This is a genomic window from Bacillus sp. T33-2, assembly GCF_002860205.1.
Lineage (GTDB): Bacteria > Bacillota > Bacilli > Bacillales > Cytobacillaceae > T33-2.
This window is the reverse complement of sequence record NZ_PGVB01000010.1, coordinates 260,982-273,412: the sequence shown is the minus strand read 5'-3', so window position 1 is coordinate 273,412 and position 12,431 is coordinate 260,982. Positions and strand designations below refer to the sequence as shown.

Here is a 12,431-nt window from a genome sequence, read left to right as displayed (position 1 = left end):
CTCAATGTTATTTTGTTTTAATAACGATTTGGTCTTCATTCATTTCTGCAACAAGATTGGCAGCAGGGTCGTCAAGGATAAAATCGGCAATTTTATCTTCGAGCTGATCCTGGATCAGCCGGCGGAGCGGGCGGGCGCCAAATGCTGGATGGTAGCCAAGCTCTGCAAGTTTTTCCTTCACTTCAGAAGTTACTTCCAGGCTCAGGTTTTGTTCAGATAGTGTTACCTGAAGATCTTCAAGCATAAGCTCAACAATTTCCAGCAGATGCTCTTTTTCAAGCGGCTTGAATTCAATGATGCTGTCAAAGCGGTTCAGGAATTCAGGTTTGAAGAAACTTCCAAGAGAATCGAGAATGCTTGCTTCATTCACAGCCTCGCTCTGGCCAAAACCAACCTTGATTGTCCTGTGGCCGGCTCCTGCGTTGCTTGTCATGATGATTACAGTATCCTTGAAGCTTACAGTGCGGCCCTGGCTGTCAGTCAAACGGCCATCTTCAAGAATTTGCAGGAACATATGTTGCACATCTGGATGGGCTTTTTCGATTTCATCCAGCAGGATAATGCTGTAAGGGTTGCGGCGCACTTTTTCGGTAAGCTGGCCGGCTTCTTCATGGCCGACATATCCTGGAGGAGAGCCGATGATTTTGGAAACGCTGTGCTTCTCCATGTATTCACTCATATCGAGGCGGATCATCGCGTCCTTGGAACCGAATAGTTCCTCTGCCAGCGTTTTGGTCAACTCGGTTTTACCGACGCCTGTAGGGCCGACAAACAGGAATGAGCCAATCGGGCGGTTTTTCGCTTTAAGGCCGGCACGGCTGCGGCGGATAGCCCGGGAAACTTTATCGACAGCTTCCTTCTGGCCGATTACCTTGCTGTCAAGATTTTCAGCAATGGATTTCATCTTGGCCTGTTCATCTGCCTGAAGCTTTCCGACAGGTATGCCCGTTTTTTGTTCAATGATTTTTTGGATGTCGCGAACACCGACAACAGGGCGTTCCGATGATTCGTTCAATGCTTTCTCCAGTTTTGATTCTTCATCACGGAGTTTCGCTGCTGTTTCATAATCTTCTTTCTGAAGTGCTGCTTCTTTTTCCTTTGTAATTTCGGCAAGGCGTGCTTCAGCTTTTTCTGTGCTTGTGTAGTCTGAAGCGAGGTTGATTTTTGATCCAGCTTCATCCATTAGATCGATCGCTTTATCAGGAAGGAACCTGTCCTGGATGTAGCGGTGGGAAAGCTGGACACAAGCTTTTACTGCTTCTTCTGTAAAGGTGACTTCATGGAAGTCTTCATATTTGGACTGGATGCCTTTCAAGATATCAATTGCTTTTTCGGGCGATGGCTCGAGTACATGGACGGGCTGCAAGCGTCTTTCAAGAGCAGGGTCTTTCTCAATTTTACGGTACTCTTTAAGAGTCGTTGCCCCGACTACCTGTAATTCTCCGCGTGCAAGTGCCGGTTTTAAGATATTGCCGGCGTCCATTGATCCTTCGGCTGAACCTGCCCCGACGAGCATATGGATCTCATCGATGAACAGCACGATATTTTTGCGTTGTTGAAGCTCGGCAATGAGCTGTTTCATTCTTTCCTCAAATTGGCCGCGGATGCCTGTGTTTGCTACTAACGAAGCAACGTCCAGCAAATACACTTCTTTATTTTTCAATTTATTTGGCACTGTGCCCTCTGCTATTTTCAGGGCAAGTCCTTCCGCGATTGCTGTTTTACCAACTCCGGGCTCCCCGATCAGGACCGGATTGTTTTTGTTGCGGCGATTCAATATTTCAATGACACGGCTGACTTCTTCTTCACGGCCAATTACTGGGTCGATCAGACCGGCCTTTGCCATATGGGTCAAGTTTCTGCCAAATTGGTCGATGAACCCGCCGCCCCCGGCAGCCGCTTTTTTCGAAGTTCCTGGGTGGGCAGCTCCGCTGTTTGCTTGCCAAGAAAGAGCTTTAAACATATCTTCAAGATTATGGTTTCCAAACCCGTTAAAACCTGACATGGAAGGTCCGAATGAGGCGCCCAGTTTTTCACGTTCCATTTGGAAGCAATCCTCACAGAGCATTAAATGCTTCTGGTTTCCATTAACATTCAATTTCAATTGGATAGTTGCATCGTTTTCTTTGCAATTATGGCAAAGCATTTAAATTCCTCCTTTTTCGGTTTTTGACTTTGACTATATTTGATTAGCGAACCATACTTTGACCTTCTTTGACTTTCACGTACTTTGATTATACTTTGACCTTCTTTGACTTTCAAGTATTTTATCTATGACAATTTCTTCCTGTCGGAATATAAAAAGCTCGTCTTAGTCTATGAACTTTTTCATATATTGAATAGGGAGGAGGAGATCAAGTGAGGACAAATTGGGGAGGCGCCTTCCAAATCGCCGCTGTCTATGTTGGTACGGTTGTAGGTGCCGGCTTCGCGACAGGGAGAGAAATCGTCGAATTTTTTTCCCGGTTTGGTTTTTTCGGATTGATAGGCATCCTGATGAGCGGGTACATGTTTATCTTTATGGGATCAAAGCTAATGAGGATAGCTGCCAAAATTGGGGCCAGTTCATATGAAGAATTCAATATATATTTGTTTGGTAAATTTTTTGGTACTTTAATTAATTTCCTGATGCTATTCATGCTGTTGGGGGTCTGTTCGGTCATGCTCTCAGGTGCTGGTGCAGTATTTCAGGAGCAGCTTGGCATTTCAAAGTTGGCTGGAATATTGGGGACAATCGCCTTATCTATAGCGGTTATGGTCATAGGCATCAGGGGGGTGTTTGCAGTCAATGCATTTGTAGTTCCGATGATGATAGCGTTCAGCTTCATATTGTTATCGCTGTCCGTAAAACTGCCCGATTTTACACAGAAGGTTCTATATATCCCGTTGGTTTCTGACGGATGGAAGTCTGTGGTTGCCCCTTTTTCCTACACAGCTTTTAATCTTGGCTTGGCACAGGCAATTCTTGTTCCGGCTGCAGCCGAAATAAAAAATGACAACACGGTGAAATGGGGAGGGATCATTGGGGGGATCGCCCTGACCTTAATCCTGATTTCGAGCCATTTGACACTTATCATGCTGCCGGGACTAGAATCTTATGAAATACCGATGGCGACCATCATGAAGAATCTTGCTTCAAGCCTTTACTGGGTTTTTGTTTTGATTATATATGGTGAAATCTTTACATCCGTTATTGGCAATGTTTTCGGGCTGGAACGGCAGATTCAAAAGTATTTTCCCGCTCCAACCATTGTGATTGTGGCGGGGATATTCATCGTTACTTATTTAATCAGCCTGGTCAATTACGGGACACTGCTATCCTATTTGTATCCTCTTTTCGGCTATATCAGCATTGCTTTTATCATCCTGCTTTGGATGAAGCCGTTTGATGCAAGTTAACATATTAAAAGCCGGCCCTCTGGACTGTCGCAGGCGGGCCGGCTTCATGTCTATTTTTCAACCATGATGGTTTTCGCCATTTGCAGGAACGCGTCACTGTGGTCCGCACCCTGTTTGGAGAAGATGGTTAACTTTAAAGGAAGTTCCGCATTTTTAATAACATATGCTGTTACAGTTTCATCATTATTAGAAGCCGAAAAGGCGGTTGCATTGCTGAAAAATTCGTCTGTTGGGGCGGCTGCCGGTTTAACTTCGGAATTGAGTGCAGATAACTGTGCTTTTGTATTTTCCATAACCATTGCCCAATCAGCATCCGCAGGAAGCAATTCTATCCTCATGAATATACTGTCATCTTCGGCCAGCATCAATACATCTTTATTCGGTTCCTCAGCCGTTAGTTCATACTCTGGTAAAACATACATTGAATAGCTTTGATTATCATTGTGCTTTAAAAAAGCCGTATCTTCTTTTGTTTCTCCGTTAACTTTGAATTGCAGATTTTGCTCAAGGATGCGTATTAGTCCTTCACCGCTGTTTGGTTCAGTATCAGGAGATTTCTGTTTGTCCGTTTCCGGAGCTTCAGCCTTTCCTCCATTTGAGCTTTCAGATGGGGAGGCTGGTGTTCCGCAGCCGGATAAAATGGCGGTGATCAACGCAAAAGCAGCTAATTTGTTTAATAGTGTGTTCATCAGTAAGTCCCCCTCGTATTGTCTGTAAATACCTATGTGTAAATTTAGACGGAACATGGCTGTAAAGGTTACAGGCGGCATCGTTCTGTGGTCCGTTGAACGGAAGGAATGAAAACATTGTGCATAGAAACATAAAAAACCGGCAGACAAGTACAATTGACTTTCTTTCCCGGTTTTTTGGGTTATTATGATCAATAAAATGGAAGAAAAACAAAGAGCAGCAAGTCAAATGTAACATGTGAAATAATGACAAGCGGTATGCTTCTTTTCCACGCATACAGTGCGCTCCACACAAGGCCGGCAGCGAAAGCGGCCAACACCAGAATAAACTGTCCAGAATAAATGTGGACAGTTGCGTACATGATGGATGAAACAATTATGGCACTCCAGATATTGGTGTTATTGAGCAGCCGTTTTTGAATGAACCCTCTCCAAAATATTTCCTCGCCTGGCGCAATAATCAGTACGAGTACGAAATAATGCCAGAGTGCGTCTGGTGAAAAACGGCTGTAAAGCCTTGAGACCTGTCCGGAAAAAGGGAGGTTTAAAAGACCAATCAAATAATTGCCGCCCCAAAAAGCACCGAACAGAAACAATCCCGATACAACCCCAATGGACAGATAGGAAGCCAGGGGAACTTTGTCTTCAAATTCCTCGTGAACGATTGTGTAACTGACTAACACCAGCATCGATGCAGTGAAAAAGTACCAGAAGACGGTTTTGTCTTCAAAGCTAAAAAATAATAAAAGATGCGCGATCAAAAAACCTAAAATAAACCGGTGGTGATCGGCAATCCATTTTTTCATGCGACAGACCCCTTTCTAGCAACAAGACTTATTTTAACAGATATCATCGAAAATTTGTACGGAAATCATTAGCATGATGATATTCAAAAAAATGTGATATTTTAAACCGGCGCCGACGGACATAAAGATACAGAAGCACCCCATCAGGCTGCAAAATCGCGGTTTTGCCGGCGGGATGGGGTGCTCCTTATTTATATTTGTTTTATAAAAGAATGCTGCCGTTTTAATTGGCGGTTTCCTTAATTATTTTATAATTTTTATGATTAATGACCGTCCGCTGGTCGAGTTCCAAATCACGGTAGTTATCCATGTAGGTTAAATCAACGATTACGGAATTTTCATTTACTTTTTCGACAATTCCTTGTAATCCTTCCCTAAACTCAATTACATTTCCTACTTCTGCTTTTTTCAAATAATCTCTCCCCTATCCTTTCATTTTTAACTTTACTAACAGTTTGCACTAATTTATTATCGACGTAAAGGTGTTTTTAATAGAAAAATAGCTTCGTTCACAGAATTTTAGCATTTTTTTGCAGCAGACAATGTAAACGGAAAAATGTTTTTATTTTTCACTATGATAAAAGAGCAAAACGCTGAAAATAGTTGTTGAAAAATCCGCCTATGAAGCAACATTTATTTGTTTGATAACAAAACTCAATTTTTTTCTACATTATTGAACCGTTTTTTTGTGGAGGAGATGATATAGGATGACAACCGGGGAAATTAATGAAATTTTGGACAAGGTCAAAAAAGGCAGCGTGCCTGAATTTTACGTCCGAAAGGAGGATTTCCTTGCCGTCCGCCAGGTATTGGTAGAACGGGAGGATTTTAAGCAATTCCACGGGATTGCCCAGCGCGGCGGGGATGTGATTTACCAATATACAGCTAAAGGGAGGAGTTAGCGCTTACAAAAAATAATTGTAAAAAATGAAAGCGTTTTTCTTTATGAAAATTTGAACAAACCTTAAAAAAACAAGCTTTTCCATTGTCTATAACCACGCAAAATGCTATTCTTTTTCTTGAGATGCCAGTCGTCTGAGGACGTTTATGACAGGTGATTACATACCAGTGCCAAGAAGCGATTGGAAATAATATATGGTGTGAATTGACAATGCAAATGGGTAAAATACAATTAACCATTTTGACCCGGTGCTTTGTTGGTCCATTCGGCTAAAGCTTATTGTTTTAGGATGAAGAGGCATCATGTATGGTCATCTTAATTTATATGATAAAGGAGTTTGATCTAGTTATGATTCAAAAACAATTTAAGGTGACAGCCGAAACAGGCATACACGCCCGCCCTGCTACACTGCTGGTGCAGGCTGCGAGCAAATTCGACTCAGATATCAATCTTGAGTACAAAGGGAAAAAGGTTAACCTAAAGTCTATCATGGGTGTTATGTCTTTAGGAATTGGACAGGGATCCGACATCACGATCAGTGCAGAAGGAAGCGACCAGGAAGATGCTTTAAGAACTCTCGAAGATACTTTGAAAAACGAAGGTCTGGCTGAGTAATGAGCAGTTTTCTTCTCGGGATCGCTGCTTCCAACGGCATTGCCATCGCAAAGGCATACCGTCTGGTTGAACCGGATTTATCTTTTGATAAACAAACAATGGACAATCCAGGTGAAGAGGTCAGCAGGTTCCAGGCAGCTCTCAGTACATCCAAGAGTGAGCTTGAACAGATCCGCGACCGCGCCGGCCAAGAGCTGGGTGCAGATAAAGCGGCTATTTTTGATGCGCATCTCCTTGTTTTAAGTGACCCTGAACTAATTGCACCCATAGAAGATAAAATTAAAACAGAAAATGTAAACGCTGAACTTGCGTTGAAAGAAACAGCCGATATGTTTATCGGCATGTTTGAGTCGATGGACAACGAATATATGAAAGAACGCGCTGCAGACATCCGCGATGTTACGAAGCGTGTGCTGTCCCATTTATTGGGTGTCCAAATACCAAATCCAAGCATGATTGCTGAAGAAGTGATCATCGTGGCTGAGGACCTGACACCATCCGACACTGCCCAATTAAACCGTATGTATGTAAAAGGTTTTACGACAGATATCGGTGGACGTACATCCCATTCCGCGATCATGGCACGTTCCATGGAGATTCCGGCTGTCGTCGGCACCAAAACGGCAACCGAAGAAATCAACAATGGAGATATGGTAATTGTCGATGGGCTAAAGGGCGAGGTCCATATTAATCCTACCCCGGAATTGCTTGAGGAATACAAGCGTATCCAGGCTGATTATGAAAAGCAAAAATCTGAGTGGGCCAAGCTAGTAAACGAAAAAACCGTTTCAGCTGACGGCCATCATGTTGAATTGGCTGCCAATATCGGCACACCAAAAGACCTTAAAGGCGTTAAAGCAAACGGCGGTGAAGGCATTGGCCTGTACAGGACTGAATTCCTGTATATGGACAGGGATGTCCTTCCTACCGAGGAAGAACAATTCGAAGCATATAAAGCTGTCCTTGAAGGGATGGAAGGCAAGCCGGTCGTAGTCCGTACTCTTGATATTGGCGGCGACAAGGAACTTCCTTACCTGAATCTTCCAAAAGAAATGAACCCGTTCCTTGGCTTCAGGGCGATCCGCCTGTGCCTTGAGGAACAAGACATTTTCCGCACTCAGCTGCGTGCGCTGTTGCGTGCGAGTGTGTATGGAAATCTTAAAGTGATGTTCCCGATGATCGCGACGCTTGTTGAATTCCGCGAAGCTAAAGCGATTCTTGAAGAGGAAAAGCAAAATCTTGTGGCTGAGGGAGTAAAAGTTGCTGATCATATTGAGCTGGGGATTATGGTGGAAATTCCTTCTACGGCAGTCCTTGCTGACCAATTCGCCAAAGAGGTGGACTTTTTCAGCATTGGAACGAATGATTTGATTCAATATACAATGGCAGCTGACCGGATGAATGAGCGGGTATCCTATCTTTATCAGCCTTACAATCCATCCATTCTCCGGCTTGTGAAAATGGTCATTGACGCGGCCCATAAAGAAGGCAAGTGGGCAGGCATGTGCGGCGAGATGGCCGGCGATGAAACTGCAATTCCTATCCTTCTTGGGTTGGGGCTTGACGAGTTTTCAATGAGCGCTACTTCCATTCTTAAAGCACGCTCGCTGATCCGGAAGTTAACGAGCTCCGAGATGAAACAGCTCGCGAACGAGGTTCTTGAAATGAGCACGACTGAGGAAGTTGTGGAAGCAGTCAATAAAGCTGTTGGGGATTTGTAATATAAATGTAATATAAAAAATGTTTTACTTTCTAAGAAGGGGGAATAGTAGAGTAAGCACTTTGGTTAAGACTAAGGTTAGCTAATCATTCTCATTTTCCCCCAGTATGGGCCGGCTGTTTATGACAGCCGGCATTTTTTTGTTTTCTGATGTTTCTTTCACTCTAATGGCTTGAATGGGTTTTTCCATTCCATCAGTAATGCATAATTAAGGGATTCTTCATCCTCAAGATAATTTTTAACCGGCCTGACAGGGGTTCGTCCACACCGGAGCAGGAAGGTAATCACTGGATCCCGCAGTTCCCCGTCCAGCACCTTTTCCACATACTGATCGATTGAGAGATCTTCTGCATGGCGATGGTAGCCAGGCATCCTCCCGCCCCCAAGCAAGCGGTCGAGCTTCAGTTGGACGACCGTTTCATACATTGACTGCATTAGCCATTGCCCGAGGCCGAGTTTCCGGTAACCTGGACTTATGCAGATGTCGACAATATATAAGGTATTTCCATTTGGGTTATGGTTGGTTATGTATCCATCTGATGTGATTTCAGACCATGTATGTTCAAGGCCGCCGTCTTGAAAATCGACAATGAGCCCGGTCATGGAACCGCAAAGGCGCCCGTCAATTTCGACGCATAATGCGCCCTCGGGAAACAGGCTGACATGGTTGGACAACTGCTCCTTATTCCACCATAATTCTTCCGGGAATGGAGGCGGAAAGGATTCTTGCTGAATTTTAATGAGGGCCTCAAAATCTTTTTCGGTATAGGTCCTGATCACCACTTTTACAGGCTTTTTCTCATCAAAAACATAAATCTCCTTATGAAACAATGGACAGCCTCCTTTAATCAATTTGTACATTGATTGTAAAATCTTTATTAAATAAGGTCAAATGGAGCAGTCTGTTTCCCAGGAAATGGGCGGGGATTGAGGTATCACTATGCGGCATTAGAAATTATGAGATCATTAAGGTAAAATAAAATTGCGGAATTTTCCAAACACAGAATAAATTGGAGGGGAACATGTATGGGATTAGAGCTGGCTGGTAAAACAGCGGTCATTGCTGCGTCAAGCCAGGGGCTTGGCAGGGCGATTGCTGAACAACTTTTAAAGGGAGGGGCAAATGTTATCATCTCAGGGCGTGATGAAGAAAAGCTCGCCATTGTAGCTGCTGAGCTGGGGGCATCCGGGAGCGGTAAGGTCGCTTTTAAAAAGGCCGATATCACAAAGCCCGAAGAAATAAAGGAACTGGTCAAAGTATGTGTCGAGCAGTTTGGCGGAATTGATATTCTGGTGAACAATGCTGGCGGGCCGCCTGCCGGATCCTTTGAAACCATATCGGATGAGGACTGGCAGGCCGCATTTGAATTAAACCTGCTTTCTTATATCAGGCTGATCCGCGAAGCACTTCCCTATTTAAAGGAGCGCGGGGGGAAAATCATTAATATCGCATCTTCATCCATAAAGGAGCCGATTCCAGGCTTAATCCTGTCAAACACGTTCAGGACCGGAATCGTTGGCCTTACAAAAACGCTTGCCCAGGAATTTGCCCCTTACGGGATATTAGTGAATACAGTCGCTCCAGGAAGGATTGCGACAGACAGAGTCAGGCATCTTGACGAGATGAATGCCGCAAAGCTTGGCATCCCTACAGACGAGATGGAAGAGAAAATGAAAGACACCATTCCATTGAAACGTTACGGCAGGCCAGAAGAATTCGGAAAGGTCGTTGCATTCCTCGCTTCCGATGAAAACTCATACATGACTGGCAGCTCTTTTCTGGTCGATGGCGGAATGGTAAAGTCAATTTAACCGGGCGTTTGGCCGGTTTAAAAACGTATATACAAGGAGGACTAAGGTGCTTTCACCAGATAATACAGTCATAGGGTTTATTGGGACAGGCGTGATGGGAAAAAGCATGGCTGCCAATTTACTTTCAGCAGGCTATGAGCTTGCAGTGTATTCAAGAACAAAAGAAAAAGCACGGGAACTGCTGGACAAGGGTGCATATTGGGCTGACTCGCCCAAAGCAGTTGCAGAGAAAGCCGATGTGATCATTACCATTGTCGGTTATCCCGCAGACGTTGAAGAAGTATATCTTGGCCAAGATGGAATCATCGAAAACGCGAAAAAGGGTGCCTTTTTGCTGGACATGACGACATCAACCCCCACACTGGCTGAAAAAATATTTGAAGAAGCAGCAAAAAAGGGGATTCATGCTTTGGACGCACCTGTTTCAGGTGGCGATATTGGTGCCAGAGAAGCGAAGCTCGCGATTATGGCTGGCGGGGATCCCGAGGCATTTGAAAAGGTTGTGCCGATCCTTAAGGTTCTTGGGACAAATATTGTTTACCAGGGAAAAGCCGGCGCCGGGCAACATACAAAAATGTGCAACCAGATTGCGATCGCGTCAAATATGATCGGCGTATGCGAAGCCGTGGTTTACGCTGAAAAGGCTGGCCTCGACCCAGAAAATGTCCTCAAAAGCATTACTACAGGGGCAGCGGGCAGCTGGTCGCTATCAAATCTCGCACCCCGGATCATAAATGGGGATTTCAAGCCTGGATTTTATATTAAACATTTTATTAAAGACATGGGCATCGCCCTTGAGGAAGCTGGCAAAATGGGCATGGAAGCCCCGGGGCTTTCACTTTCCAGGTCGATGTATGAGCGCCTTGCGGAAGCCGGTGAAGAAAACAGCGGAACCCAGGCACTGTATAAGTATTGGAGCAAACAGCAGTAACACAAAAGCCGTCCGGAAACTCCGGTACGGCTATTTTTACGATTTAATATGTGTGGTCAAATATCTTTCAAGCCTGTTCAGTCCTTCTTCAAGAGTGTTCATAGAATAGGCGTATGACAAGCGGAAATAGCCCTCACCAAGTTCGGAGAATGCACTGCCGGGGACCACTGCGACCTTCTCTTTATTTACAAGGTCAAGCGCAAAATCGAATGATGGCAAGTCTGAAGGAACTTTTACAAAGAAGTAGAAAGCACCATCGGGCATGACCACTTCCAGTCCCATGTCCTGCAATCTGTTATAAACATACTCACGGCGTCTGGCATACTCGTGTTTCATCGGGACCGCATCATCAATCCCGGCGGTCAGTGCTTCTATTGCGGCCATCTGGGAAACAGAGGTTGCACAAGTCACGTTATATTGATGCACTTTCAACATTTGGCTGGCCACGTATTCAGGAGCAAACACCATGCCCATCCTCCAGCCGGTCATTGAATGTGATTTTGAGAGTCCGTTAATCACAATCGTCTTATGTTTAAGAAATTGCGCGATGGACACATGCTTCTGCCCATACACCAGCTCACTATATATTTCATCGGCAAGGATAAAAATATCCTTATCCTTAAGTAGAGTCGCAATCTGCTCTAATTCTTCCTCAGTCAAGCTAACTCCTGTAGGGTTTGAAGGGTAAGGCAATACAATACAGCGGGTTTTTTCAGTTATGTACTGTTCAATTACATCGGCTGTGAACCGGAACTGGTTTAGCCTGATATCAGCAAAGACCGGAACCGCACCGCATAAGCGGATGATCGGCTCATATCCCGGGTAAACAGGGCCAGGCAATATCACTTCACACCCATCTTCAAGGATCGTGCGAAGTGAGATATCAATCGCTTCACTTGCACCAACAGTGATGATGACTTCTTTTTCAGGAGAAAAATCAACAGAATATTTTTTGCGGTAAAAATCGGCGGCAGCCCTTCGTAATTCGATATGTCCGGCATTATGGGTATAGGTGGTGAAATTGTCATCAATCGCTTTTTTGGCCGCTTCCTTGACATGGCCAGGAGTCGGGAAATCCGGCTGGCCGATTGAAAGTGATACCATGTCTTCCACTCCGGTAACCATGTTGAAAAACTTTCTGATTCCTGATATTTCTATTTGCTTCACTCTTTTATTAATCAGATGCTCCAATTTATCCATCCTTCCAAATTACTAAATCTATTCTAATATCATCTTAAAAGGTTAGTAACACCGACGATGCACTTTGTCAGCGTCCTGCTGGTACCACCATAATAGCATAAAAAAACCTCCCTGATTAATGGGAGGCGTTCATATGTCTTATTGAGCACTTAATAACCATAGTCCCAGTCGATTTCATCCTCATGCCAAAAAACAGGGGAGACGTTCTGAAGGTTGGTTTCGTTCTTATCAGTGGAGCAGCCGCAGCCTCCACAGGAGCATTGCTTTTTAATTTCTTTATATACCGCAGGCTCAATGTCTTCGAAAAATGTAACCTGTTGATTTTCTGAAAAAAGAATAGCTGTTCCTTTCATCACTG

13 protein-coding genes are annotated in these 12,431 nt (G+C 44.3%); 6 read left to right on the top strand and 7 right to left on the bottom strand.

The features are described 5' to 3' along the window. Positions 1 to 7: 7 nt before the first annotated feature. Positions 8 to 2,146 carry an ATP-dependent Clp protease ATP-binding subunit gene (locus tag CVD19_RS08320; protein ID WP_101581391.1) on the bottom strand — a complete coding sequence of 713 codons (2,139 nt, stop codon included), beginning with the start codon at positions 2,144 to 2,146 and terminating at the stop codon, positions 8 to 10. Positions 2,147 to 2,358: 212 nt separating this feature from the next. On the opposite strand from CVD19_RS08320, the gene CVD19_RS08315 reads away from it, so the two are divergent. Then, positions 2,359 to 3,399, top strand: a complete 1,041-nt coding sequence (locus CVD19_RS08315) for a YkvI family membrane protein (RefSeq protein WP_101581390.1) — start codon at positions 2,359 to 2,361, stop codon at positions 3,397 to 3,399. A gap of 50 nt (positions 3,400 to 3,449) precedes the next feature. Here the strand turns inward: CVD19_RS08315 and CVD19_RS08310 are convergent, their stop codons facing one another. The 3 genes from CVD19_RS08310 to CVD19_RS08300 all read right to left on the bottom strand — a co-directional run bounded on the left by CVD19_RS08310 (position 3,450) and on the right by CVD19_RS08300 (position 5,306). Further along, positions 3,450 to 4,088: a hypothetical protein gene (locus CVD19_RS08310; protein ID WP_101581389.1), complete on the bottom strand. Its 639-nt coding sequence runs from the start codon at positions 4,086 to 4,088 to the stop codon at positions 3,450 to 3,452. Between the two features lie 191 nt (positions 4,089 to 4,279). Further along, positions 4,280 to 4,894 carry a CPBP family intramembrane glutamic endopeptidase gene (locus CVD19_RS08305; RefSeq protein ID WP_101581388.1) on the bottom strand — a complete coding sequence of 205 codons (615 nt, stop codon included), beginning with the start codon at positions 4,892 to 4,894 and terminating at the stop codon, positions 4,280 to 4,282. Between the two features lie 223 nt (positions 4,895 to 5,117). Beyond that, a complete protein-coding gene (locus tag CVD19_RS08300; RefSeq protein WP_101581387.1) occupies positions 5,118 to 5,306 on the bottom strand; it encodes a YkvS family protein in 189 nt (62 codons plus the stop codon). Between the two features lie 295 nt (positions 5,307 to 5,601). Here CVD19_RS08300 and CVD19_RS08295 point away from each other — a divergent pair, with 295 nt between their 5' ends. From CVD19_RS08295 to ptsP, 3 genes are all read left to right on the top strand, one after another. Next, positions 5,602 to 5,796: a hypothetical protein gene (locus CVD19_RS08295; RefSeq protein WP_101581386.1), complete on the top strand. Its 195-nt coding sequence runs from the start codon at positions 5,602 to 5,604 to the stop codon at positions 5,794 to 5,796. A 347-nt stretch (positions 5,797 to 6,143) separates the two neighbouring features. Next, positions 6,144 to 6,410, top strand: coding sequence for a phosphocarrier protein HPr (locus tag CVD19_RS08290; RefSeq protein ID WP_101581638.1), 267 nt, complete (start codon positions 6,144 to 6,146; stop codon positions 6,408 to 6,410). Next, positions 6,410 to 8,131 carry a phosphoenolpyruvate--protein phosphotransferase gene (gene ptsP / locus CVD19_RS08285; RefSeq protein ID WP_101581385.1) on the top strand — a complete coding sequence of 574 codons (1,722 nt, stop codon included), beginning with the start codon at positions 6,410 to 6,412 and terminating at the stop codon, positions 8,129 to 8,131. The genes CVD19_RS08290 and ptsP overlap by 1 nt, the downstream gene beginning before the upstream one ends. Before the next feature lie 158 nt (positions 8,132 to 8,289). Here the strand turns inward: ptsP and CVD19_RS08280 are convergent, their stop codons facing one another. After that, on the bottom strand, positions 8,290 to 8,961 hold the full coding sequence (locus CVD19_RS08280; protein ID WP_101581384.1) for a GNAT family N-acetyltransferase: 672 nt from the start codon (positions 8,959 to 8,961) through the stop codon (positions 8,290 to 8,292). 195 nt (positions 8,962 to 9,156) lie between these two features. On the opposite strand from CVD19_RS08280, the gene CVD19_RS08275 reads away from it, so the two are divergent. Both CVD19_RS08275 and CVD19_RS08270 read left to right on the top strand, forming a co-directional pair. After that, positions 9,157 to 9,942 (top strand): SDR family oxidoreductase, encoded by a 786-nt coding sequence (locus CVD19_RS08275; protein ID WP_101581383.1) that lies wholly within the window; start codon positions 9,157 to 9,159, stop codon positions 9,940 to 9,942. Positions 9,943 to 9,988: 46 nt separating this feature from the next. Next, complete coding sequence (locus tag CVD19_RS08270; protein ID WP_101581382.1) at positions 9,989 to 10,873, top strand: NAD(P)-dependent oxidoreductase; 885 nt, start codon at positions 9,989 to 9,991, stop codon at positions 10,871 to 10,873. Positions 10,874 to 10,909: 36 nt separating this feature from the next. On the opposite strand, the gene CVD19_RS08265 is transcribed toward CVD19_RS08270, so the two are convergent. Beyond that, entirely contained in the window at positions 10,910 to 12,064 is a 1,155-nt protein-coding gene (locus CVD19_RS08265) for an aminotransferase A (RefSeq protein ID WP_101581381.1), read from the bottom strand. A 158-nt stretch (positions 12,065 to 12,222) separates the two neighbouring features. Further along, on the bottom strand, positions 12,223 to 12,426 hold the full coding sequence (locus CVD19_RS08260; protein ID WP_101581380.1) for a hypothetical protein: 204 nt from the start codon (positions 12,424 to 12,426) through the stop codon (positions 12,223 to 12,225). Positions 12,427 to 12,431: the final 5 nt, after the last annotated feature.